Source organism: Rhodococcus sp. MEB064, assembly GCF_000834565.1.
Taxonomy (GTDB): Bacteria; Actinomycetota; Actinomycetes; order Mycobacteriales; family Mycobacteriaceae; genus Rhodococcoides.
On the sequence record NZ_JXQS01000005.1, the window covers coordinates 47,993 to 72,580 of the forward strand.

Sequence of the window (24,588 nt, forward strand, 5' to 3'; positions counted from 1 at the left end):
TGATTGCAGGACGTCATGCCTGCCCGGGTAGCTCGTCCGCGAAGTCGAACGAACACCCGAGCCGATCGGCGGCCTCGACACCACCCGAATCACGTACCCAGGCGACACATGCCCCGGCCGCGAGCGCGAGATCGCGGCTGAACAGATAGCCATCGGTGCAGTCGTCGAAATGCCCGTCGTGGTGCCATCTGTCGAGAACCAGTCCCTGCACGGAATGGTCCGCGAACCGGAGCGTGTGCAGGATGCGGCGTGACCGGCGCACCATCACCACGCCATCGTCGAGGCGGTGCAACTGCGCGGTGATGAGCTCGATGTCGTCGAGCTCATCGTCGGGGATGTCGGTGTTGGGTCCGAGATCGATGACGAGCCCGGCGGGTTCGTCCTGCATCGACTCGACGAGCCACGCGGTCATCGCGTCCCACTGGTCGACCTCGAGCAGGACGCCCGTCGGCGTTTCGAGACTGACCAGCAAGGCCGCGGCATCTATCTCGGCCGCCCACACCTGCGTCGGCCCGTCATCGTGGAAGAACACTCGACCGGTGTCGTTGACAAGGGCAGGCTGTGGGGTGAACGGCGCCGTGTCAGGTGTGCCGTCTACGTGGTGGGTGTGGATGGACCAGCCGCGCATGTCCTCGTCGGTGACCACGACGTATCGCGTGAGGAGGTCGTTCGAGGCGAACTGCCAACGGGGGAGGGGAGGATCACCGTTCGGAGTCATGATCTCAATTCTGCTCCGCCCGCTGGTCTGTCCGACGTTAGGTGGGCGTGGGACGTTTCGGTGTCTCCGGCTCTGTCTCGTTCGGTTCGAATCGCATCGGCTCTATGCCTCATTGGCCCTCAGTTTGAGCATTCCGGCCTGGCGGGGATTGCAGGCAATCTCGCCATCGTTGGAACCGTGTCCTCACGATCGGGACCGCGACGGAGCCCACTTCGATCATGCCTACCGATTGTCGACGAGGCCTTGCGTGAGCTTCTTTCATCGACCTCTGAGGCCGGCAACACAGTGCGTTCTATTGGACCTGCCGAAACAAATTCGCATGCATGGTCTTGCCGGTGCGCCTGCAGGTGCATGTATTGCGCACGAGGCAACCAAGCTTATCTCCACACTTCGCGACGAGTTCGATATGCAGGGGCCGTCGTGTCGCTCTATCGGCGTAATCGTCTGCACCTTGTAGTCCGATCGGAGTATCGCCATGGCGTCGCCTTTGGTGCACGATCACCTTCAGCGCTCGAACTACCGAGCGCTCGAATGGAGAGGTTGCACATGAAGCGTCCGTCGCTGCGCAAACCGGCATCTGTATTGCTTGTTGCTGGTTCCATGGCTCTAGGCCTCGGCCTCGGTGTACAGCCTGCCTCCGCAGGGCCGATGGCAACTATCTACCCGAACTACTCCAATGGGAATTGTAGTAATGGTGGTACCGTCAGTAGCCTCCAAGTTGCGGCATCCCCGGGAGGCTCGACCAACTGGCGGCCAGGGAATTGGGCCCCGGTTCAGTCCGCGACGGGGCAGCGTGTACAGATCACCGCAAATCTCATCTGCAAAAAGGGCTTCGGCGGTGGATATCAGACCGTTGTGCGATTCATCTATCCGAAGGCGAATACCAGTTACTACTTCTGAGCCCGAACGGCGCACCACGCGGTCGCGCTCGGTGGTTTCGGGCCGGATAGTCGCGGTACCGGTTGAGCTCCGAGCGCGGCCGGAACGCGCAGAGGACCAATACGGTAGTGACCGATGCTCGTCTGCGCGTGGCGACCTCGAGGTCAGGCGTTAGCTGCGTCGCTCAGTGCATCCGCGAGCATGTGCATCGCGACGGTGACCGAGAGTGCCCGGACACTCGCACGATCACCGGGTAGCCGCAGCGTCCGCGTGACGGTCGGTCGGCCCGTGACAGCGATTCCGAAGCACACGGTGCCGACGGGCTTGGCCTCCGTGCCGCCGCCCGGTCCCGCGACACCGCTGGTCGAGACGGCGACATCGGCACCGACGCGATGCAGCGCCCCTTCGGCCATGCGAGCCGCCACGGGTTCACTGACAGCGCCGAGCTCGTCGATCATGTCGGCAGGGACGTCGAGTGAGCCGATCTTCACCTCGTTGGCGTACGACACCACACCGCCGACCACGTAGGCCGACGAGCCTGCCCGATCGGTGAGCCGTGCGGCAATCATGCCGCCGGTGCACGATTCCGCCGTCGCGATGCGGCGGCCACCGGCCCGAGCTGCCACGATGTCATCGATGGTGGAGCCGTCGGTCGAGAAGAGCTGCGCGCCATGGTGTTGCTCGATGAGCGCCAGCACGTCGGAGTACGCGGCGGCCGCAGACTCCTCGTAGCGGGTGACCATCTCGAGTTCACCGCGCGACAGGCAGGTCGTGATCGCCAGATCGCCGAACCCGGCAATCGAGCTCTCTGCGGTGCGCAAGGTCGCGGCCAGGTCGGCCTCGGACAAGCCATAGGCCCGGATGGTGTCCTCTGTGACCGACGTCCTCTGCGCGAGCACCGCGGCGACGGGTGCGCTCTCGATCGCCTCCGGCCACATCGACTGCAGTTCGGAGGGCGGGCCCGGAAGGATGAGGACCGTGGGGAGGGTGCCCGAGTCGTCGGCCATCGCCACGCCCGGTGCCGTGCCTGTCGGCGAGATCGACTGCGCTCCGGCGGGAACCATTGCCTGCTTGCGTACGCCGGCTCGCAGTGGTTCGGAGTCGGCGACGCTACCGAGCCGACTGCGCCAGCGCTCGACGATGGACGTGATGCGGCCTTCGAGTTCGACGTCGAGGTGCATCTCGCGGCCGTACAGCGCGGCGACGGTCTCGACGGTGAGGTCGTCCGCAGTCGGGCCGAGGCCTCCAGTCGTGATGATGAGGTCGACGTGCTGGTCGGCGAGGAACTGGACCTGGGCCGTCAGATCGGCCGGCCGGTCACCGCACACCGTCAGATGGGCGACGTCGACTCCCATCTGCAGAAGTTGCCGAGCCACCCAGGGGCCGTTGCGGTCGCTGACCCGCCCGGCCAGAACTTCGCTACCCGTGACCACCACACCCGCGCGCACTGCCATGGTTCGACACTACGGCGGCCGCGGTCAGCCTCTATCGGGGGCCATAGCGCCCGACTCGCTGAACTGCACAGGCCCGATGCCCTTCTTCAGTGCCCAGAGCAGGAGCGCGCACCCCAGCCCGGACAGCAGGAGACCCGTCCCGAACATCGCGGCGTAACCGAAGGCCTGGCCCACCACGCCCGCCGCGAGTCCGGCGATGCCCTGCGAGAAGACGACGGCACATGCGAGCAGGGTGTAATCGGTTCCCGCGTAGACACGTTCGGAGGCGTCCATCATGAGGGCGAACAGCACGACAGTCGCGGCGCCGCCGAAGACGTGCTCGCTGACGCTGGCTGTCACCACGAGGGCGAGCCCGCCGATGTCGAGTGCCGCGGCGACATAAAAGCCGAGCGCGAGGGTCTGGGTGATGCCGGCGACGAGCAGGGCGCGCCGTCGACCGAAGCGCGTCGCGTACCACGCACCGAGGGCGGCACCGGCGAGCGCAGCGCCCGAGGCGACACCGCCCTCGAGGAGCGCGATCTCACCCAGGGAGAGTCCGAGGTCGGAGAGGAACGGACCGACGAGGGCCGACCCCATCGAGTTGCCGAACTTGTAGGCGGCAATCAGGCCGATGAACGCCAGGACACCCGGTCGGCGTAGGCGAACCCACCATGTCCCGGCGAGGCGGACAGCGGTCGTCGATTCCGCTGGCCGCACATCTGCTCTGTCGAGTTGAGTGCGAAGCAGGAGGACCGGGATCGTAGACGCGATGATCAACACGGCCATCGCGACGAACAGTGCTCGCCATCCCGCGAACGAGAACAGCCACAGCAGAACGCCGCCGCCGACGATCATGCCGATGCGGTACGCCCCGAGTTGGATCCCGTTGCCCACACCTCGGTCGCGTGCATCGAGTAGCCGAACGGCGAGCCCGTCGGTGACGACGTCCTGCGTCGCGGACAGAACGTTCACCACGGCGATGCCGACGAACAACCACTGCAGGCCGGACGCGAGGTCGAGGCAGGCCAGTACCAATGCGACTGCCGCTGCGCCGAGTTGGAGCGAGAGCAGCCACCGTCGTCGACTTCCGTACCTGTCAACATACGGTGCCCACAGGAACTTCAGCGCCCATGGCGCGAACAGCACTCCGCTCGCGCTGATCGCGACCAGGGAGTAGCCGGACCGCCGCAACACCACGGGCAGTGCCTGGGTGAAGAAGCCGAAGGGCAACCCCTGCGCGAAGTAGAGGGCGCCGAGCAAGGCGAACGAGCCGCCGACGATGCCGAAACGGGGGACGCGTGCTCTGTCGGTCGTCGACACGGTGGAAGTCTGGCGTATCCGTCGGAATCCTGCTTCTCGGGCGGGTGGGGTAGGAGCGTGGTCGTCACGGGCCGGCCCCGGACGACAGTGACGTGACACTCGTTCACATGGCAGTTCGTCGGCTCCTCCATGTAACGAGGTTCGGGACAGAGGCGACAACACCGACGTAGTGCTGACGCAGTGGTGTGTCGTCGTCCGTTGTGAGTTGAGGAAGCCTTGTATCTGAAGCGAATGCTGTTCGTGCCTGCCCTAGCCGTTGCAGTACTCGCTGCGTGCAGTGCACCGTCGACCGAAACGTCTGCGTCGGAAACGGCCGGCCCCAGCGAGATGCTTACCTCGCCGGAATCGACGGCCAACGAGGCCGGACCGACGTTCGATCGATCGATGGTGCGAACAGAGTCCGTTACGAAAGAGGCCAAGGGCGGTCAGTCGAACATCCGATTCGTTGCGGACACCGTCGACTACGAGGACATCGTGTCGCTGACCGATCAATGCGTGAAGTCCTATCTGGCGGACACGTCGGCTGCCTACTGCTACGGGTACGCGAACTCCGCGGACTACGACATCACCGCTTTCGACTGGACGCCGGAGTCTGACCAGGACATATACGGCACTGGCAGGCCGTGTTGGATCATGTACTCAGGGCAACCCGTCGCCGGTGTTGACGGGCGGACCGATACGTCTGCGATAGCGACTTCCTACATCGATCAGTGCCCCGGTGGTGTCGAGTTTCCAGACCCGGACGGCTCACTTGCGGACTATCGGGAGAAACGCGAATCCTCCCTCGCCGCTGCATCGAACATTCGCCGTCGTGACGCCTGCGCGCTGATCGACACCGACGCGCTCACCCGCAATGGTTTCAACGCGACCCTCGGCGACGTCACTGACGACCCGACCGCCTATATCCCCGACGGTGCCACCGCCTCCTGGGTGTGCTCGACCGCGGAAGGCGAAGTCGGCTTCACCGCGACCGAATTCGCCGATCCGGCCGCTGCGGCGGACGATGTCCTGTCGGCAGAGCTGGCTACCAACGACTTCCTTTCCGACGCCGGCCGGCTGGTCGCCCTCGACGGCGGCAGCGCCATCGTCAACGACGAATTCGGTCTCGTCGAGGCGGCATGGTCGGTGGGGACGGTGAGCTTGAGCGTCACGATGTCGTCCGTACCGGCGACTCCCGGGCTCGCCGGTGGGCAGAGTGAATCCGAACTGGCCGATGCGATCACATCGTTGTCGTCATCCGCAGCTCAGCGCGTGGCGGCAGACGCATGGTGACTCGTGATCGCATCGTCTCGGTGGGACGGACTGCGTCGACGTCCGACAGACCTCGATGGGTCGTCAGAACATCAGCAAGCGTCTTCATGGTTCTCGCTGTCGCCCTGACAGGCTGTGGCCACAGCGTCAGCGGAAGTGCCGACAGCGGTTCCGCGAGCCCTGCCAGCGGCGGGGCGACAGCGAACGTTGCCCCGTTGGAGGACGCCGCGCCTATCGGTGCCATGCAGAGCGTCGACGATGGTGGCGTGCTCACGAGAGTCACGGTCGAGAGCCTCTCATCTGCGCAGCCTTCGCCGTACGGTCTCCCGGCCGCCGGTGACCTGCAGCAAATCACCGTCACTGTGGAGGGCGTGGACGGCACCACGAACGTCAATCCCCTGTACTTCACGGCGCGGGCGTCTGACGGCACGGCGTACGGGGCCGCACTCGGAACCGTCGACGGTCAACTTCTCGCGGGAACTGTGTCCGCCGGAGACCGCATCAAGGGTGTTGTCGCCTTCGACGTGACGGGTCCGCCGATCACATCTATCCGGTACAACGGTGCCTTGGGTGAGGAGTTGGCACGATGGGTCGGGCAGTCCGCGCCCGGTAACGCGCCGGCGCCGAGAAGCGGGGGTGGGCAGAGCGAAACCATCCGGGGCGACCTTGATCTGCCTACTCCGATGACTGTTCCGTCCTGCGATGGCACCGGAATCGTCGTTCTGTATTCGGCGACAGCGCCGGGCTTTTACGAACAGGAGGTGTCCGAGCAACTGTCCCGGAACTTGGGTTCTCGGTACTTGCGGACGGACAATTCGTGCCCGTCGCTGCGCCAGGCAACTGCGGAAGGCAATGCGATCTACGCCGTCTACCGCGTCGCCGGGCGGACGGAGTCCGAGATCTGCGCCGCAGTCGGCGCCGCCGGGGGCGGCGCGTACGGAAAGTGGTTGGACGAGACGACCGATCCGAGCTACATAATTCCGTGCTAGTACGGAAACTCTGTGCAATCGGCTCGGCCGATGCACGATGGCTCACATGATTGAACCGATATCGGACGCCGACCTCGACCGTGTCACCGCTGCCGTCGCGGCGTTGAAGCCGGAACCCCGGAAGCGCAGATGGGTGAGCGTCACGTTCTGTGTTCTGGACGCCGTCTGGAGTATCGGATCGCGCTACGACTCGACAGTGGTGCCAGTCGTGAAGCGGGTGGCGAACGATCTCGGAGTTCACGAAGCCTCCGTGGAGAACTCTGCGCCGGCCACGGCAGATCCCGTTCCGCTACAGCGCTTCTTGGACACCTACGACGTGGACAGTTTGACGGGCCGCACGAATCGGCAACGAACGTCGACCAGTGGGGGCGCACTCAAGTCGGAGGCGGCACTCGAGTACGCGCGAATCCTCGTCCGCCACGGGATTCACACGATCGATGACGCCAGAAGCGCGCTCACCGACCTCGCGTTGTTCGAGCGAGTGGAGACGGACCTGAGCGGTGTCCCTGGAGATGGATCTCACGGCATCCGACGAAGTTACTTCTGGATGCTGGTCGGCGACGATTCGCGTGTGAAACCGGACCGAATGGTGCTGCGCTGGTTTGCGTCCCACCAGCTTGATCTGGAGCCCGATCAGGCGGCGCGCTTGATTGCGCGAGTGGTCGAGCGACTCAACTCCGCCTCGGATGGGTCTCGAATCACTGCCTGGGAAGTTGATCATGCACTATGGAACGCGGGACGTGGAATCCCAGCTGCGCGAGCGCGGCGGTAGCCCGGCCCACCTGCGCAGCACGCTCACATGGATGTCCGCCGCCCGCCCTCGAAGTCGAGCGGGGCGGCCCGCAGATGCCTACCCCTCGGCGTCCCGTCGACCAGCTCCGCGTCCTGGACGACGACGGTTCCTCCGACGAGCACGGTGACGGGCTTCCCTCGAAGCGTCATCCCCTGATACGGCGTGTAGTCCGTAGCCATGTGTAGCGCGTCGACGTCGACGGTCCATTCGACGTCCGGATCCCACAGTGCGATGTCCGCGTCGGCGCCGGGCATCAGCGTTCCCTTGCGAGGGAAGAGCCCGTTGGTCTTGGCCGGATTCGTCGACGTGAGCTCGACGAACCTGCTGGCGGTCAGGTTCGAGTCGCGCACGTAGCGCGAGAAGATGACCGGCAGCCTGGTCTCCACTCCCGGTAGCCCATTGGGCATGTGGCGGACATCGTGGCTGTGGACCTCCTTCTGCGCTGTGTCGTAGCAGCAGTGGTCGGATCCGATGGTGGTGATGTGGCCGGTGAACAGGTGCTGTCCCAGTTCCTCGACTGCGTCGGCCGACCTGAGTGGTGGGCAGCACACGAACCGTTCGGGGTTCTCGCCGCCGTAGGCGCTGTCGTCCAGGATCAGGTGGTGGGCCACCGACTCCGTGAAGGCGACGAGTCCTCGGGTGCGGGCATCCGCCACCAGCTCGACTGCCGCCGCCGTGGATTGATGCACGAAATAGACGGGCGCGTCCTGAGACTCCGCGATCGCCAGAATGGCGGCAACGGCTGCCGTCTCGGCGATCTCGGGTCGCGTCATCGACATGTGGGCCGCGTCGATGCCCTCGGTGGCGGCCGCCGTCGTCTGCGAATCCGTGACGATGGCGTCCGACTCGCAGTGGATGATGACCATCCCACCCAGATCGCGAGTGGTCTGCATGGTCTTGAGAATGGTGTGCTCGTTCGCCATGGTCTCGCCGGCATAGGTCGTGAACATCTTCACGGTGCGAATGCCGTCCTGCGCCATCGTGGCCAGCTGGTCCGCGGTCGTGTCGTCCCAGTCGACGACGCACGCGTGCAGGGCTGAGTCGCACAGGCCGTCGGTCGCCTTGAGCCGCTGCTGCTCCGCGGCATCGAGCGGGGACTGACCGGGCCGCGGGATCGCGAAATCGACGATCGTCGTGGTGCCGCCGAACACGGCAGCCGTCGTGCACTCGCGGTACGAGTCCAATGACGTGAACTCGCCCGACGTGAAGCCGACGTGGCAGTGCGGGTCGACGCCTCCGGGCATCACCAGCTTCCCGGTGGCGTCGACGACCTCCGCTGCTGGGTCCACGTCGGCGCCGGGAGCAAGAACGGCGACGACAGTGCCGTCGTTGATCAGGAGATCGGCGGGCCCGTGCCAATTCGACTCGACGAGGGTTCCTCCTCTGATCACCTTCATCGCAGCGTCGCCCGGTATGCGAGCCACCCGCCGAGCTCACTGATGTCGGTGACATCCGAGCGGTCGAGCGCCTCACGGCGCATGCGCATCGAGAGGGATCCACCCCCGTCGGCGAGCTCGATGACGCCGAGCTCCAATTCCTCGGGTTCGCGAGGAAGAAGCTCTTCTCGGAGGACGTCGTACTCCACCTCGTACAGCTCACCGGGTACCGCGTGGCCACCGGAGGACACGGGGTGCAGTCCGGGGAATTCGTCTCGTACGGAGAAGAACTGGTACTTCGGTGCGGTGACGGCCGGGCCGAGCAGTCGCGCTCGGTGAAGGGCGTCGTTGAGCGTTCCTCCGGACATCGCCTGTCCGTTGACGAACATCGTGACCAGTGCCATGGATGCCTACCTTCCGTGTTCTGCGAACGAGGTGAGTCGAGCCGGTGAGAATTCGCTGACGTCGATGTCCGGCACTCGTCCGTGCACCATCGAGGTGAGTAGCTGCGCCCAGAGCGGTGCGAAGGTCAACGAGTAGGTGCCGCCGGCGACGTAGAACCCCGGTGCGCCGTCGACGGCACCGATGACCGGCATCTCGTCGGGCGTCGTCAGTACGGGGCCGGTCCACGTGTCGACGAGGGGGAGCGCCGCGAGGGAGGGGAGCAGTCGCTCGACCTGTGCGAGATTCCCGGTGGTGCTCTCGGGCAGGGACGACGCAGCGTCGGTGTCGTGGAACGCGCCGGCCGGCCACCCACCGCCGAGCACGAGGCGACCCCGCCGGTCCTGCTTGATCGACATGCCCTCCCCGACGTGCTGCACGAGGACGTCGAGGGTGTGCGGGGGTGCGGCGAGTGCGTGCATCTGCAGTGACGTCGGCCGAAGGTCCAACGAGATGCCGGCCATCGACGCGATGCCGGCCATCCACGGACCGGCGACGTCGATGATGGTGGGTGCGACCCACGTGGAGTCTGGAGTGGTCACCGTCCACAGGTCGCCGACTCGTTCCACACCCGTGACGGGAGAGTGTGACCGCAGGACGGCACCCTCGGCCTCGGCCTGACGCAGAGTTGCGGGCCCCGCGAGGTCAGGCTCCGCGAATCCGTCGAGGGGACACCAGGTCGCGGCTTCGACGCTGGGTCCCAGCGCCGGCAGCGCCCGGCGTGCCTCGGATCCGGTCAGCACCTCGGTGGGGATTCCCGCCGCGCGTTCCCAGTCGTGTTTGGTCCCGAGTGTCTGCACCTGGTCCTCCGTCTCGGCGACCATGTACCCACCGCAGCGGTTGAGGCCGAGACCGGGAACGCTGTCGGCAAGGTCGTTCCACAGCGAGCTGGTGCGGTGCTGCAGCGGAAGGAGACGTCGGACGTCCACGGCTGCACCCTGGCCGGGACGTCGAGTGTGAATCGTCTGGATGTGGAGGTTGCCCGCGGTTGTCCCGGAACCACCGGTGTTGGGCGCGGATCGGTCGAGCACGACGACGCGAGCGCCGGACCTCGTCAGTGCCAGGGCCGTCGCAGCGCCGACGATGCCGGCTCCGACGACGACCACGTCGAAGTCAGACTGCACTGCCCACTCCTGCTGTCCGGGATGCGTCGGCGATTCCCGAGTCCTCGACGATCCGCGCCAGGTGGTCCAGCGTCGTCGGGTCCGTCACGGGCAACAGCGGTTCGCGCACGCTGCCGCCGGGCTGTCCGAGAAGGTTCATGACGGCCTTGAGCTGAGGAATCGGAGAGGCGTACACGCCGCTGTAGTCGGGATTGATCAGGCGTCCCGACAGCGCGCGGTACTTGTCGGCCCAGGACCGCGCGGCGGCCGCGTCGCGCGCAGCGACGGCACGGTAGAACGGAACGGCGAAGGGTGCGCCCACCCCGCCGCCGTCGATGTTCCCGTCGCCACCCAAATCCAGCAACGCTGCGAGTCCGCGGTGGTGAAGGAAACTGCCGAAGACTCGGACCGTGCCCGCCACCGCCTCGACGGTGTCGAGCATGGAGAGCCAGTTGCCGGTGCTGTCCTTGACAGCCACCACGTTGTCGAGCGCCGCGAGCTCGGTGAACAGGCCGGGAAGAGTGCCCATGTCGACAGCGACTCCACGCGGCCAGTTGTAGACCATGAACGGCAATGCCGTTGCGGTGCTGACGGATCGATAGAAGGCGAGCAGTTCGTCCTTCGACGGATGAACGTAGGGCGGAGGTGTGGCCAGCACGCCGTCGGCGCCTGCCGACTCGGCATGCCGCGCGAGTGCTGCGGAGTCGCGTGCGGTGTACGCGCTGACACCGATGACGACGGGGAAGCGTCCGCGCACCGCATCGATGGCGACCTCGGCGACGGTTCGCCGCTCCGCGTCACTCTGGCTGAACCACTCGCCGGTGCTGCCGTTGACGAGAACACCGTCCACCTCGTGGTCGGCGTACAGGTTCATGAGAGAAGCCAGAGCGTCCGTGTCGACTGCGCCGACGGCGGTGAACGGGGTGGGTGCAGCGGGCCAGTAGCCGGACCAGGCGACGTCATCGCGGTTCATGAATACCTTTCGTGCGGCGTGGAAGCCGGACTGGGTCGATTCGATGGGATCGATTGCATAGACTGCCGTCGGTGAAGACACATCGTCAAGCCGGAAACGCACTTGTAACGAGCGAGGCTCGGCGTGGGAGAGTCTGTGCACGATCGGCGACGAGGGGAGGTGAGGGTCGATGACGGTCACTCTGGCTGACGTAGCTTCTGCCGCGGGAGTCTCGCGCAGCACGGCTTCCCGGGCGTTGAGCGGGTCGACGCTGATCTCGGCCGATACCCGACGGACCGTCGAGGAGGCGGCCCGAACACTGGGGTACCGGCCCAACAGGGCCGCGAGTGCGCTGCGCTCCAACAAGTCGCATCTCGTCGGTCTCGTGATGAACAACCTCCTCAACGCGACGTTCCACACCGTGGCCGAAGTTGTCCACAAGAGGTGCTCGGACAACGGCTTTCAGGTTCTGCTGTGCATCACCGATGCGGACCCGGCCCGCGAGCGAGATGTGCTCGCGATGCTGGGAGACCACGGAGTCGATGGAACCATCGTCATCGGGAGTGGTCGCAGCGCAGTCGAATCCAATGCTCTGCTGGCCCAGGGCCGGGCTGTTGTCAACGTAATCAGGTCGGTTCGAGGGAGCGCCGCACCCACCGTCCTCGCCGACGACCTGGACGGCGCGCGCGATGCGACGGCGCATCTCCTGGACCTGGGGCACCGACGCATCGGCTACATCGGCGGACTCGAAGACGCCACCTCCGGCAGGGAGCGGTTCGAGGGCTACCGCTCGGCACTGGCGGACCACGGCATCGAGGTCGACCCGTCGTTGGTCAGGAAAGGGCCGTTCACCACGGAATTCGGTGTCGCAGCAGTCGATTCGCTGCTCGACGAACCATCCGGCATGACCGCGCTCTACGCGGCGAACCACGAGGCAGTGTTCGGGATTCTGCCCACACTCGTCGGACGAGGGGTGTCGGTGCCCAGCGACCTGTCGCTGATCTGCCACGAGGACATGCCGTGGCTCTCGCTGTGGCACCCGGCCGTGACCGTCGTCGACAACGGTGCCTCACAGCTGGCCAACGTCGCGATGGATCTCCTGTTCCAGCAGATGAGCGAGCCGTCGAAGCCGGACGGCCGCACGTACCGGATCGGCGCCCGATTGGTCGAGCGCGCGTCGTGTGCGCCCGTCGTGAACTCGTGATTCACGAGGGCCGACGTTAACTTTCGTTGAAACACGTGTCGTCCGTGTTAACCACGTTGACGTGTTCGCGGGAACTCTGCGATGGTTCATGCAATCGATCCCATCGAGGTCGACCATCCCGATCCAGACAGTCGCTGCGGACAGCAGTCGACACCGAAAGGTCTCTCCTATGCGCACGCTCATCGGAATTGCCGCCGCCGGCGTCCTGACCCTCGGCCTCGTCGGGTGCGGCTCCTCGTCGGAGCAGGATGCCGCGCCGACGGACTGCACTCCGACTCTCGGCGCAGCCGATCTCGCCGAGGAGGGCTCGCTGACCATGGCCACGAATGCCACCCTCCCGCCCATGCAGTACGTCGACGCCGACGGCGAAGTGATCGGCATGCGGGTCGACCTCGGCAAGGAGATCGCCAAGCGACTCTGCCTGACACCGAAGTTCGTCAACATCGAGTTCGAGGCCCAGATCCCCGGTGTGCAGAGTGGTCGGTGGGACATGATCGACACCGGCATGTTCTACACACCCGAGCGCGCCGAAACCATCGATCTGGTGCCGTACGAGGTTCAGGCCGTGTCGATCTCGGTTCCGTCGGGCAATCCCGAGGGCATCAGCACGGTGGAAGACCTCGCCGGCAAGACGGTCGGTGTGGAAGCGCCCGGATACGAATTCGACACTCTCACCGCGCTGTCCGAACAGTTCGCGACGGAGGGCAAGGCGCCGCTGACCGTGCAGACGTTCAAGACGAATGCCGATGCCTATCAGGCACTCTCGGCAGGGCAGCTCGACGGAACATCGATCGTCGAGTCGGTCACCTCGTTCTACCAGGAGGACGGTCGCTTCGAGACCGCCATCGGTGGCATCAACGAGGCGCCCCTCGCCATGGGCTTCGCGAAGGGCAGCAAGTCCGCCGGTGAGGTCGCTCGCGTCCTGTCCGAGATGCGCGACGACGGCTACCTGCCTGACCTGTTCGAGCAGTACGACGTCAGCGGGTACGAGGGTGACATCGCCGTCAGCACCGGCCCGCTCGAGAGCTGAGAGGCTCCGACATGTGGTCGTGGGACGCGTTCTTCTCCATCCTCACCAGTACACAGTTGCTGGAGGGCGCCTGGGTGACCATTTGGCTCACCGTGGTCAGCATGATCCTGGGGCTCGTGCTGGCGGTGGTCGTCGCGGTCGCCCGTTCGTCGAAGTTCCTGCCGTTCCGCGCGGTATCGGGGTTCTATGTCTGGCTGATGCGAGGGACCCCGCTGCTCGTGCAACTCGTCATCATCTACACCGGGCTGCCCCAGGTCGGCATCAAGCTCGGCGTCATCGAGGCGGCGCTGCTCGGACTGGTGCTGAACGAAGCTGCCTACCTGTCCGAGATCGTGCGATCCGGATTGCTGTCCGTCCCCACGGGGCAGACGGAAGCGGCACGAGCGCTGGGGATGTCGCCGACCAAGGTGTTCCGCGTCGTCGTGCTGCCCCAGGCGCTGCGCGTCATGATCCCTCCGCTCGGCAACAGCTTCAACGGCCTGCTGAAGACGACGACGCTGGTCTCGGTGATCTCCGTCCAGGAGTTGTTGCGCCGCACGCAGTTCCTGGTTCAGGTGAACTTCAGGGTGCTCGAGGGGCTGTGCGCAGCAGCGCTCTACTTCCTCCTGCTCACCACGCTCTGGGGTCTGATCCAGAAGCGTCTGGAAGTACGAGCCGGACGTGGATACGACAGGAACTATCGTCGCAAAGGGAGAACCGACATGGCAGCGCTCGACGACAGTGTCATCGACGCGGAGGCGGTGAACCGATGACCGATCAGGCGATCGCGAACCTGACGATGATCGACGTTCAGGACATGACCAAGGCGTTCAACGATCTCGTGGTGCTCGACGGCATCGACTTCCGCGTCGCCAAGGGTGAGGTGGTGCTACTCCTCGGGCCGTCGGGAAGCGGGAAGAGCACGTTGCTCCGCACACTCAACTGCCTCGAGACGATCGAGTCGGGGACGGTCCGGGTGTGCGGGGAACTCATGGGCTTCTCCGACGACGGCAAGCGGACACCACTGTCCGAGTCGAGCATCGCCCGGCAGCGCCACTACACGGGGATGGTGTTCCAGAACTTCAACCTGTTCCCGATGATGACGGCGCTCGACAACGTGGCCGCCGGCCCACGTCACGTGCTCGGAACGCCCAAGGACAAGGCGCGACTGCAAGCCCAGGAGCTGCTCACGCTCGTCGGACTCGGTGACAAGAGTGAGAACTACCCGTCGCAGCTCTCCGGCGGTCAACAGCAGCGGGTGGCCATCGCGCGAGCGCTCGCGATGAAGCCCGAGGTCATGCTGTTCGACGAGCCGACCTCGGCGCTGGATCCCGAGATGGTCAAGGAGGTTCTCGACGTCATGCTGCGACTGCGCGACGAGGGGATGACCATGGTCGTGGTGAGTCATGAGATGGGGTTCGCGCGAGCGGCTGCCGATCGCGTGGTGTTCATGAGCGACGGGCGCATCGTCGAGGATGCGGCGCCGAATGAATTCTTCGACAATCCGCGCAACGAACGCACGAAGCAGTTCCTGAGTCGAATGCTGTGAGTCACCGGCGCCCGACCTCCGCCGCCGGTCACCGCAGGTTACTCACCGGTAGCCTCCCGGACCGCCGGTGGAAGATCGTCGGCGCAGGTCAGGTTATGTCTCGAGACACGTCGAGCCCGCTGGACCGGGGTCGCCACAACACAGCCCTGCACGACTAAAGTTGTCTCCGAGCCCACAAGGACAGACGACGTCGAGCAGACGGAAAACGAGGCAAGACCTGCAATGACTGAGAAAAAGCCGACCATCATCTACACCCTGACCGACGAGGCGCCCATGCTGGCGACTCACGCGTTCCTGCCGGTCATCCGCACTTTCGCCAGCGCAGCCGGGATCGAGGTGGAGTCGAGCGACATCTCCGTTGCCAGTCGTATCCTCGCCGAGTTCCCCGATTACCTGGACGAGGACCAGCGGGTGCCGGACAACTTGGCCGAGCTGGGCAAGCTGACGCAGCTGCCCGACACGAACATCATCAAGCTCCCCAACATCAGTGCCTCGGTACCGCAGCTGCACGCCGCGATCAAGGAACTGCAGGACAAGGGCTACAAGATCCCCGACTTCCCGGGCAACCCGAAGACGGACGAGGAGCGGGAGATCCGCGACCGCTACACCAAGTGCCTCGGTAGCGCCGTCAACCCGGTTCTCCGTGAGGGCAACTCCGACCGCCGCGCGCCGAAGGCCGTGAAGGAGTACGCGCGCAAGCACCCGCACAGCATGACCGAATGGTCGCCGGCGTCGCGCACGCATGTCGCGCACATGCGCGAGGGCGATTTCTACCACGGTGAGAAGTCGATGACCGTCGAGGGCGACCGCGACGTCCGGATGGAACTCGAGACGAAGAGCGGCAAGACCGTCGTCCTGAAGCCGAAGGTCTCGCTGACCGACGGCGACGTCATCGACAGCATGTTCATGAGCGCCAAGGCTCTGGACAAGTTCTACGAAGAGCAGATGCAGGACGCCTACGAGACCGGCGTCATGTTCTCCCTGCACGTCAAGGCCACGATGATGCGGGTCTCGCACCCCATCGTCTTCGGTCACGCGGTGCGCGTCTTTTACAAGGACGCCTTCGCCAAGCACAACGAGCTCTTCGAAGAGCTCGGCGTCAACGTCAACAACGGCCTCTCCGATCTTTACAGCAAGATCGACACCCTCCCGGCGTCGAAGCGCGACGAGATCGTCGAGGATCTGCACAAGTGCCACGAGCATCGTCCCGAGCTGGCCATGGTCGACTCGGCGCGCGGTATCTCGAACTTCCACTCGCCCAGCGACGTCATCGTCGACGCCTCCATGCCCGCGATGATTCGCGCCGGCGGCAAGATGTGGGGAGCAGACGGTCGTCCCAAGGACACCAAGGCCGTCAACCCGGAGTCGACCTTCTCCCGCATCTACCAGGAGATGGTGAACTTCTGTAAGACGAACGGCCAGTTCGACCCGACGACCATGGGCACCGTTCCCAACGTCGGCCTCATGGCGCAGAAGGCCGAGGAGTACGGCTCGCACGACAAGACCTTCGAAATCGAAGAGGACGCCGTCGCGAACATCGTCGACGTGGCGACCGGCGAGGTCATGCTTACGCAGAACGTGGAGAAGGGCGACATCTGGCGCCTCTGCATCGTCAAGGACGCGCCGATCCAGGACTGGGTCAAGCTCGCCGTGAACCGTGCGCGCGACTCGAAGATGCCGGTGCTCTTCTGGCTCGACCCGTACCGCCCCCACGAGAACGAGCTGATCAAGAAGGTGCGCACGTACCTGAAGGATCACGACACCGAGGGCCTCGACATTCAGATCATGTCGCAGGTCCGCGCGATGCGGTACACACTCGAGCGCGTCGTCCGCGGCCTGGACACCATCTCCGCGACCGGCAACATCCTCCGTGACTACCTCACGGACCTGTTCCCGATCCTCGAGCTCGGCACCAGCGCCAAGATGCTGTCCATCGTTCCCTTGATGGCCGGCGGCGGACTGTACGAGACGGGCGCCGGCGGTTCCGCGCCGAAGCACGTCAAGCAGCTCATCGAAGAGAATCACCTCCGTTGGGACTCGCTCGGTGAGTTCCTCGCGCTGGCCGTGAGCCTCGAAGACCTGGGCAAGAAGACCGGCGGCAAGGCGAACGTCCTGGGCAAGGCCCTCGACGCCGCGACCGGCAAGCTGCTCGAGGAGAACAAGGGCCCGTCGCGCACCACCGGCGAGCTCGACAACCGCGGCAGCCAGTTCTACCTCGCCAAGTTCTGGGCGCAGGAGTTGGCGAACCAGACCGAGGACGAGGAGCTGGCGAAGCACTTCGCGCCGCTCGCCAAGACGCTGGCCGATCAGGAAGAGGCCATCGTCAAGGAGCTCGGCGACGCGCAGGGTGAGCCCGTCGACATCGGCGGGTACTACTACCCGGATCCCGAGAAGGCGACCTCGATCATGCGTCCGAGCAAGACGTTCAATCAGGCTCTGGAGTCTGCGACCAAGTAGTTCACGGCCCTCTGGCCCATGCACGCGCGTCGTGCATGGGCCAGAGTCGTTTGTGGACTTTGGGCCCCGGAATCCGGGGTCTGAAGTCCACGATCAGGATCGACGCTCGAGATCCGCCGGCGTCGACGTGTCGAGACGACGACGATCGAGCGCCTCGATAAGTGCCGGCGCGTGAGAGTCCGGAACACAGAACTGTCCGTTCACCGGGACGATCAGTCCGAGGTCGACCATGGTTGCCAGTCGCACGAACACCCACGCGCTGACTTTCTCGATGTCGGTGTCGATGCCCGCGTCGAAAGCTTCGCCGTCATGGGCTGGGTCGTCGACCAGGGAGCGGACGAGGATGAACCACAGCGCCGCGCAGGCTGCGGCTATCTCCCGCTGCGGCGAGGCGTTCAGTGCGACAACGGGTTCCAAGCACGCGATATAGGCCTCGATGAGACTTCGGCGTCGCCACTCCTCGCTCGGTGCCGAGAGCCAGTGATCGAACGCGTCTCCTGCTCGAAGTGTTCGATCCTCGTTGCGCAGGACGCCCACTCCCAACGCGGTCGCGATAACCACCTGGTACGTCACCATCGACAGCAGTTCGCTGAGGGTGTCGCCTTCACCGGTCGGGCTGAGGGCGTCTCGAAGCTGCCTGCTCGAGCGCGGGTGTGCGAAGCAGGGTTTGGGAACACTGCCGTTGTCCTCGCACCAGGCAGCAACCCGCCGGACGTGAGACGTCAGGGTGGTCGGACCGAGTGGTGCCGAGCAACGACGCGGGACCGATGCCACGCGTGGCGGCGAGACCCCGACGATCTCCGCGAAGTCGTCTGTCTGTGTCGGCGAAACACGTTCTTCGACAACGAATCTAGCGAAAAGACCGAGAGCATCGACAGTGTCGTAAGGTGACCAGGGTGTGTGTCCGCAGTCATCGGCGTATAAGTCTGTGTCGAACAGCTCCAGCGGTATGTCGGATCCCGTGACCACGATGTCGTGTTCGCGGCTGGATCGGTCGACTGCCATCGCCGTCGAATATGCCGCCAACGGGTCTGTGGTGCAGCCTGAGCGCACCAACCATTCGGCAAATTGTTTCAGCACGTCGTGCCAGCACAATGCCGGCCGTCTTTGCGCGGTGCGCTTTTCGGCCTTGGGCCTACGTTGGCTCTTACTCATCAGGTCCCCCCCAGGATCGTGTGCTCGGAGAGTACGGCCGGCGTACGACAGGACCTGATAGTGGAAATCTGCCCCCGGAAACCGGGGTTCATAGTCCACGATCATGAGGTGGAAGACATGACGATGGAGCACGTGATCGGTCTGGAGAAGACACTGCTCGAGCCGCAGACGCGCTCATCGCCAACTGAACTCGACCGATTGCTCGACCCGTCGTTCGAGGAGATCGGCGCGTCGGGCCGGCTGTGGACGCGGCGCGAGATGATTGCAGCGCTGATCGAAGCACCCGAGTCGGAGCCCATCGAGAGCGCGAACTTCAACGGCCGATGGGTCGCCGACGACATGGTTCTCGTGACGTACGAGACCAGGCATGAGGGTCGTCACGCGCGCCGAAGCTCGTGGTGGCGCAGGGTAGATGCTGGGTGGACGCTGCTGTTTCATCAGGGAACTCCAATCCAAGCAGTCGCCCGCAAGCGGTCGGCAGACATCAAGACGGCTCTTCCCAGATGACGGTGTAGGTCGGCCGGGCGCGTCGGTCCGCAGATAGACGTCGAGGTCTCCCGACGATGGAGGTTCCTACGCCATCCATCCGAAAGACCTCGACGTGTCCGACGCTACCCCGCCGGCCGGCTTCGGCCGCCCTGACCTGACCGCCTTCGCGGCTCATCCCAATCGACCCTGATCGGGTCTGCTGACCCCCTCGACGAGAACGCAGCGACATCACAGCCACCCAACCCCGACCGTCCGGGAAGCCGGGGCACGTCACATGGCCTGTGCTGCGGGCGTGTCGAGTGGGTCGTCCAGGGGCGACGCAGGAGCGTCGACGCGACGTGCTGAGAGGTGGTTCCAACCGAGCGCTAGGACACCGGCTACAGGCATGGCGATAGGTCAGGAACGGCGTCGCTCCCTGCGCAGGAGGGAGCGCAGAGTCTCGGCGTTCGCGTAGCCGACCCGTAGCGCGATCTCGGCGGAGGTGAGGTCCGTGGTTGCTGAGAGGTGCCGAGCTCGTTCGATGCGAAGCCGTTGGACGAAGCCGAGCGGAGTGAGGTTGAGCGCCGCACGGACTCGTCGTTCGAGGGTGCGCCGGCTGGTGCCGAGCGACTGCGCGACGAAGGCGACGTTGAACGGTTCGTCCAGGCGGGCGCGCACGAAGCGTTCGAACTCGACGACGATCGGGTCCTCGTGCCGGAGATGTTCGTAGGCGACGAAGGCCGCCTGCGACGGACGCTCGTCGATGATGAGTAGCTTGGCGACATGTTGGGCCAGGTCGGGGCTGATCGATCGCACGAGTGAGAGCGCGAGGTCGATGTGGGCGAACGCGGCGCCGGCGGTGACGAGGTTCCCGTCGACCACGACCATGGTGTCGAGATCGAGGGCGACGGTCGGATAGCGCTTCAGGAACTCCGGCCCCAAGAACCAGCTGGTCGTCGCCCGCCGATGATGCATCCGTCCAGTCTCGGCGACGGCGAACACACCGGTGCACGCCGCGGCGATCCGGGTGGTCGCGTCGTCGAGGCGCCCGAGTGAGGCGATGACCGAACGTGCATCTCGGCTCTGGAGGGCGTCGTTGGTAGCGGCGGCCGTGAGGGTTCCAAGCGCAGGGACGACGACCACGTCGAACTCTCCGGACTCCGACAGCGGGTGGTCTACCGACAGGGTCATCGATGCCGTCGTGGTCACTCGCCGTTTCGGTCCGAGGATGGCGAGTTCGATCGGGTCGATCCGCGGGTCGACATCGCCGCGGGCTCCGTCGGCCACCCGCACGATGTCGATGACCGACGCGACAGCCGAACCGAAGCAGCCGTCGATCGCGATCAGTCCGATACGCATGGCGTGAACAATAGCAATACTGTCGTATACGCCACTCCCCACCGGCCCTCGCTCGTCATACGCTGAACTCGCCCCACGAAGAACCCCGACTTCAAGGAGAACCCCTCATGTCCACACCCGCATCACTTCCGTATGCCTTCGTCGCCAAGATCGTCGCGGCCGATGGACAGCACGACGCGCTCGCCGATCTGCTCACCGGCGCTGTCGCACTCGCCAACGAAGAAGTAGGAACGATTGTCTGGTTCGCGGCTAGGACCCACGCCGACACCTTCTGGATCTTCGATGCATTCCCCGACGAGGCCGCTCGCGACGCCCACGCCAACGGCGCCATCGTCGCAGCCCTGATGGCCAACCAGCACCTCCTCGGCGCAGCACCCGAGATCCTGGCGGCCGACGTCCTCGCGTCCAAGCTCCCGTAGTCCGCCAACACACGAGACGATCGCGCCCCGCCGAGCCGTCGGACCCGATCGCCTCGACACCCGCACCACGTTGACGATCCCCGACGGGCCGATCACGAGGAGGCCAGAGGAGATCCCGGACGCGGTCACGATGATGGATCCCTTCCACGTCGTGCGCCTGGCCGGTGACACCCTCGACAGGTGTCGGCGCCGGGTCCAACTCGCGATCCACGGGCACCGTGGGTTCAGGGACGACCCGCTCTACAAGTCGCGGCGCACGCTGCACACCGGCGCGGACCTGCTTACCGACAAGCAGAGCGACAGGCTACGCGCGCTGTTCGTTGATGACGCTCACGTCGAGGTCGAGGCGACCTGGGGTGTCTACCAGCGCATGATCGCCGCCTATCGCCACGAGGACCGGCAACGTGGCCGCGAGCTCATGGAGAAGCTGATCACCGACCTCAGCGCCGGCGTCCCCAAGGTGCTCACCGAGCTCACCACCCTGGGCCGGACCCTGAAGAAGCGAGCCGCCGACGTGCTCGCCTACTTCGAACGACCCGGCACCAGCAACGGGCCGACCGAGGCGCTCAACGGACGGCTCGAACACCTGCGCGGCTCCGCACTCGGGTTCCGCAACCTGACCAACTACATCGCCCGAAGCCTGCTCGAGACCGGCGGCTTCAGACCCCAACTCGTACACCCCCGATTGGGATGAGCCATCAAGACTCGGTAACAGTCACAAAACGATCGGTCTTTTTCTGCCTGACGGTGCCAGAGTGATGACCATGCGACAGACAACGCGTCGAGCGGCAGTGGCCTTGGCACTCGCGATCCCGGTGTTCCTGGGGGTGGGTGCGGGAACGGCATCCGCTGCACCCCAGACCTCGATCTTGCAGGTGCCCGTCGTGACGGGTCTGGAGATCGGGCCGGTCAGCGTGCCCGGCGGGCTCATCCAGACCACGCCGATCAAGGCCACGGTGGGGGAGCGGCCGGGCTCGGTCCGGTTCTCCGCCGCCGATATCAAGCCGTACTACTACCAGTACAACTACCGGTGGATGACGGTGCAGTGGCGCAATCTTTCGACAGGAGCGTCCGGCGCCGTCGACTTCCGCCACTGGGCCTCCGAGGACCTCTCGGCCGTCGATCCGAACGCTGGCGCCCGAGGGCTCCCGCTCGACGTCGTCGCAGATACCGGACCCGGTCAGGTCGCTGTTGTGGTGACGCAGAGCCGCCAGTTCCCCGCGCCGTTCTCCGAGACATTGTTTCCGGGGCTCGGTCTTCTGACAGTCCCGTGAGGTTGACCGCCGCTCGTTGTGAACCATCCCAAGCGCAGTGACCTGCTGGGCACTACTGTCACGCTGAGTCCGGTTCGTGGCAGAGCCGGCCCTGTCGAGGAGCGTGGTGGCGTGGCGTCGGTATTCGCTCAGCGCGCCAGCTACCAACGGCAGGGGATCCGTTTCGTCGGCGGACCGTTGCCGTTGTCATCGGAGCGGAGGGTGTCCGACGCGTTCGGGAAGAAGCTGTCGCGTGACTACCTGTTCGTCGACGATCGAGACTCCGACTTCATCGGTACCTGGCGTGGCAGTCGAGTGCAGCTGTATGCGGTGTCGCGCCGGGCCATCGAAGCAATCGTCAATCCGAAGATCGCCGGTGTGCATATCGATCGTGACACCGCCGCGCAGTATTCGTTCGGTCAGCTGAGTCCCGAAGCGCTGACATTCTCCTCGGCGCAACAGCCTCGTTTCCGTGACCGCAAACGCAACATGATCGTGGCGACGAGCGCCGGGTCCGCCCGTGCAGCGATGACGCGCGCATTGCCGGCTCATGTTCGTGCGGACGACGACAGCATCGACCTGCGGCCGATCGTCACCGAGTGCGTACGCACTGCTGTGGCGGAGGCATTGTGGGGTGACGCGGCGACGACAGTGATCGACTACGTCGACGAGAGCGGCGCCCATGAGGCGCTGCCGTTTGCAGATGCGATGTACGACAACTTCTTACGCCTTCGACGCTGTGCGAACACCTACGCCATGAGAGTCGAGCCACGGCTGCAACGGTGGACGTTCTCGCAGGAGCAACGGTGGATGCGGACCAACACTCGGACGCTTCTGCAGCACGCCTCGGCTCTGGCGGATACGCCGCTCGACGACACCATCGCCGGCCAGATCAGGCGGTTGCACGGCATCTCGGGGTTCTCGTCGACCATGGTCCGTGACGACACCACGACGTCGTTCATTGCCGGTGTCGACACGACGCGCACGGCCATTCTCGCCACGCTGAAGCATCTGCTCGATCCCGCCAACACGCAGTGGAAGGACGCCTTCGCGGCTGTTCCGGTGGAGTCGCTGGGTGATTCTGCAGTGGTTCGTGCGTGCGTGATGGAAGCGTTGCGCATCGACACCCCCGGGTCCGTGTTCAACGGGCGGGTGATCGACGACTGCCGTATCGTGCTCGGTGACGGCAGTGTCGATCTGCACCGTAATACGCTGGTGATGCCGAACATTCATGCCGCGCACGCGGTTCACGGTCCGACATTCGATCCGAACCGGATACTGAACGCCCACGCGACGGATCACGTCGCCCCGCTGGTGATCCCCTTCGGCAAGGGTCCGAGATCGTGCCCTGGCAAGTCGTTCGCGTCGTCGATGATCGCGGTGTTCGTGCACGACTTCCTTCAGGCGCACCCGGACGCCGCGGTGGACACGACGCACCCGGACAACGCCTATCCGATCCACACGGCATCCGAGCATGGTCTGTACGTGTCGCTGCGTGGCTGAGGTGTCAGGTCATCAGTGCGGCGGGAGCCCACGACGGCCATGACGGGTCCCCAACCAGTCGACCATGGTCGTAACGAGCGATAACGCGAAAGGGATTGCGTGCGTTGGTATTGTCGTAGACGCGGGCATTTTCGACGACATCGATCGCGGATCGAACCAAGGGCCACAGGCGCACGTATCGCTCACGGACCTTTGCCTCGGGCACGGAATGACCGCCGATCTCGACGCGGTTGACGACGCGGGCTACGGCCAGGTCGACCGGAATGGCGACGATATGAAGTGTGACGAGGTACCCGGCCTCGTTCGCCGTCTCGATCAGATCGAGCTTCGACGGATGCGAGAAGACTGTCTCGGTGACGAACGACGCGGCCTGTGCGAGTAAGGCCACCCGCTGTTCGGCGGCTAACCTCGATGCGTCGTACGCGTGCGCTTGTTCGTCACCGGGCCAGTTCTCGGTAGCGATCTCGTCGGCGTTGACGAAGGGAAGATGAGTGACGGGCGCCAGCACCCGAGCAAAGAAGGTGCTCTTGCCGGCGCCGTTCGGGCCGGCAAGCAGGTGCAGGACCGGGTCGCGGGTCATTCCGTCAGGGACGATGCTCGATCACAGCGCCGTCTTCGTCGCATTCGACGAAGGCCCGTCCTTCTGCCTCGAATTCGCTGCGCAGATCCAGGCCTTCTGACATCGCGTCGATTCGCTCGGACCATTCCGCGCGTACGACTGCCTGCTCTCGCGGGGTGAGCGCGTCGTAGTTCTGCCGACCTGCCAATACCCCGGCGATGTCGCGTGAGGCTATGTGATGTGAGGCCTCGATCTCACGCCCGACCAGTGCCCAGTGTGCAATTTGTTGGGCTGCGCTCCGGCTCGACGCACTGCCGACCAGCTTCGCCGATGCATACAGTTCATCGTCGACCCGTAGCGATGACGTCGTACCCATGAGCTGCTCCGTTCGTTGTCGT

Annotated in this window: 23 protein-coding genes and 1 pseudogene; 13 read left to right on the forward strand and 11 right to left on the reverse strand. The window is 65.1% G+C overall.

Translation table 11 applies throughout. The features are described from left to right. Positions 1-13: 13 nt before the first annotated feature. From RU01_RS23505 to RU01_RS02490, 3 genes are all read right to left on the reverse strand, one after another. Positions 14-718, reverse strand: a complete 705-nt coding sequence (locus RU01_RS23505) for a hypothetical protein (protein WP_331386520.1) — start codon at positions 716-718, stop codon at positions 14-16. A gap of 1,043 nt (positions 719-1,761) precedes the next feature. Beyond that, complete coding sequence (locus RU01_RS02485; RefSeq protein ID WP_042572927.1) at positions 1,762-3,051, reverse strand: competence/damage-inducible protein A; 1,290 nt, start codon at positions 3,049-3,051, stop codon at positions 1,762-1,764. 24 nt (positions 3,052-3,075) lie between these two features. After that, positions 3,076-4,350: an MFS transporter gene (locus RU01_RS02490; protein WP_042572928.1), complete on the reverse strand. Its 1,275-nt coding sequence runs from the start codon at positions 4,348-4,350 to the stop codon at positions 3,076-3,078. 384 nt (positions 4,351-4,734) lie between these two features. Here RU01_RS02490 and RU01_RS02495 point away from each other — a divergent pair, with 384 nt between their 5' ends. The 3 genes from RU01_RS02495 (at position 4,735) to RU01_RS02505 (ending at position 7,362) form a co-directional block, all read left to right on the forward strand. Beyond that, positions 4,735-5,622 (forward strand): hypothetical protein, encoded by an 888-nt coding sequence (locus RU01_RS02495; RefSeq protein WP_156148763.1) that lies wholly within the window; start codon positions 4,735-4,737, stop codon positions 5,620-5,622. An 86-nt stretch (positions 5,623-5,708) separates the two neighbouring features. Next, on the forward strand, positions 5,709-6,590 hold the full coding sequence (locus tag RU01_RS21985) for a DUF1942 domain-containing protein (protein ID WP_269430084.1): 882 nt from the start codon (positions 5,709-5,711) through the stop codon (positions 6,588-6,590). Between the two features lie 46 nt (positions 6,591-6,636). Next, positions 6,637-7,362 carry a hypothetical protein gene (locus tag RU01_RS02505; protein WP_042572930.1) on the forward strand — a complete coding sequence of 242 codons (726 nt, stop codon included), beginning with the start codon at positions 6,637-6,639 and terminating at the stop codon, positions 7,360-7,362. 23 nt (positions 7,363-7,385) lie between these two features. On the opposite strand, the gene hydA is transcribed toward RU01_RS02505, so the two are convergent. The 4 genes from hydA to RU01_RS02525 are packed head-to-tail and all read right to left on the reverse strand — an operon-like array spanning position 7,386 to position 11,276. Beyond that, complete coding sequence (hydA, locus tag RU01_RS02510) at positions 7,386-8,807, reverse strand: dihydropyrimidinase (RefSeq protein ID WP_231568571.1); 1,422 nt, start codon at positions 8,805-8,807, stop codon at positions 7,386-7,388. Further along, positions 8,777-9,163, reverse strand: a complete 387-nt coding sequence (locus tag RU01_RS02515) for an allophanate hydrolase-related protein (protein ID WP_042572931.1) — start codon at positions 9,161-9,163, stop codon at positions 8,777-8,779. Before RU01_RS02515 ends, hydA begins: the two co-directional genes overlap by 31 nt. 6 nt (positions 9,164-9,169) lie before the next feature. Then, complete coding sequence (locus tag RU01_RS02520) at positions 9,170-10,324, reverse strand: NAD(P)/FAD-dependent oxidoreductase (RefSeq protein WP_231568572.1); 1,155 nt, start codon at positions 10,322-10,324, stop codon at positions 9,170-9,172. Beyond that, positions 10,314-11,276, reverse strand: a complete 963-nt coding sequence (locus tag RU01_RS02525; protein WP_042572966.1) for a dihydrodipicolinate synthase family protein — start codon at positions 11,274-11,276, stop codon at positions 10,314-10,316. The genes RU01_RS02520 and RU01_RS02525 overlap by 11 nt, the downstream gene beginning before the upstream one ends. Before the next feature lie 169 nt (positions 11,277-11,445). On the opposite strand from RU01_RS02525, the gene RU01_RS02530 reads away from it, so the two are divergent. From RU01_RS02530 to RU01_RS02550, 5 genes are all read left to right on the forward strand, one after another. After that, entirely contained in the window at positions 11,446-12,459 is a 1,014-nt protein-coding gene (locus tag RU01_RS02530) for a LacI family DNA-binding transcriptional regulator (protein WP_042572932.1), read from the forward strand. A gap of 169 nt (positions 12,460-12,628) precedes the next feature. Next, a complete protein-coding gene (locus RU01_RS02535; RefSeq protein WP_042572933.1) occupies positions 12,629-13,489 on the forward strand; it encodes an ABC transporter substrate-binding protein in 861 nt (286 codons plus the stop codon). 11 nt (positions 13,490-13,500) lie between these two features. After that, entirely contained in the window at positions 13,501-14,241 is a 741-nt protein-coding gene (locus tag RU01_RS02540) for an amino acid ABC transporter permease (RefSeq protein ID WP_027504852.1), read from the forward strand. A gap of 26 nt (positions 14,242-14,267) precedes the next feature. Continuing rightward, positions 14,268-15,017 carry an amino acid ABC transporter ATP-binding protein gene (locus RU01_RS02545; RefSeq protein WP_156148765.1) on the forward strand — a complete coding sequence of 250 codons (750 nt, stop codon included), beginning with the start codon at positions 14,268-14,270 and terminating at the stop codon, positions 15,015-15,017. Between the two features lie 222 nt (positions 15,018-15,239). Continuing rightward, the gene (locus tag RU01_RS02550; RefSeq protein ID WP_042572935.1) at positions 15,240-17,474 is read left to right on the forward strand and encodes an NADP-dependent isocitrate dehydrogenase; all 2,235 of its coding nucleotides are present in this window, start codon (positions 15,240-15,242) and stop codon (positions 17,472-17,474) included. A 93-nt stretch (positions 17,475-17,567) separates the two neighbouring features. On the opposite strand, the gene RU01_RS22710 is transcribed toward RU01_RS02550, so the two are convergent. Next, positions 17,568-18,050, reverse strand: coding sequence for a hypothetical protein (locus RU01_RS22710; RefSeq protein WP_156148764.1), 483 nt, complete (start codon positions 18,048-18,050; stop codon positions 17,568-17,570). 696 nt (positions 18,051-18,746) lie between these two features. On the opposite strand from RU01_RS22710, the gene RU01_RS02560 reads away from it, so the two are divergent. Further along, positions 18,747-19,136, forward strand: coding sequence for a nuclear transport factor 2 family protein (locus RU01_RS02560; RefSeq protein ID WP_052493089.1), 390 nt, complete (start codon positions 18,747-18,749; stop codon positions 19,134-19,136). Between the two features lie 378 nt (positions 19,137-19,514). Here the strand turns inward: RU01_RS02560 and RU01_RS02565 are convergent, their stop codons facing one another. Then, entirely contained in the window at positions 19,515-20,456 is a 942-nt protein-coding gene (locus RU01_RS02565; protein WP_027504856.1) for a GlxA family transcriptional regulator, read from the reverse strand. Positions 20,457-20,563: 107 nt separating this feature from the next. Between RU01_RS02565 and RU01_RS02570 the strand changes: the two genes are divergently transcribed. The 4 genes and pseudogenes from RU01_RS02570 (at position 20,564) to RU01_RS02585 (ending at position 23,631) form a co-directional block, all read left to right on the forward strand. Beyond that, positions 20,564-20,875, forward strand: a complete 312-nt coding sequence (locus RU01_RS02570) for a putative quinol monooxygenase (RefSeq protein WP_042572937.1) — start codon at positions 20,564-20,566, stop codon at positions 20,873-20,875. Positions 20,876-20,969: 94 nt separating this feature from the next. Then, positions 20,970-21,569, forward strand: a pseudogene (locus RU01_RS02575) (transposase); the annotation flags it as partial. 70 nt (positions 21,570-21,639) lie between these two features. Then, a complete protein-coding gene (locus tag RU01_RS02580; RefSeq protein ID WP_231568573.1) occupies positions 21,640-22,149 on the forward strand; it encodes a hypothetical protein in 510 nt (169 codons plus the stop codon). 111 nt (positions 22,150-22,260) lie between these two features. Then, entirely contained in the window at positions 22,261-23,631 is a 1,371-nt protein-coding gene (locus tag RU01_RS02585; protein WP_042572938.1) for a cytochrome P450, read from the forward strand. Between the two features lie 4 nt (positions 23,632-23,635). Here RU01_RS02585 and RU01_RS02590 read toward each other — a convergent pair whose 3' ends face one another. Both RU01_RS02590 and RU01_RS02595 read right to left on the reverse strand, forming a co-directional pair. Beyond that, a complete protein-coding gene (locus RU01_RS02590; RefSeq protein ID WP_042572939.1) occupies positions 23,636-24,211 on the reverse strand; it encodes a zeta toxin family protein in 576 nt (191 codons plus the stop codon). Positions 24,212-24,215: 4 nt separating this feature from the next. Continuing rightward, positions 24,216-24,566: a TA system antitoxin ParD family protein gene (locus RU01_RS02595; RefSeq protein WP_052493090.1), complete on the reverse strand. Its 351-nt coding sequence runs from the start codon at positions 24,564-24,566 to the stop codon at positions 24,216-24,218. Positions 24,567-24,588 lie beyond the last annotated feature (22 nt).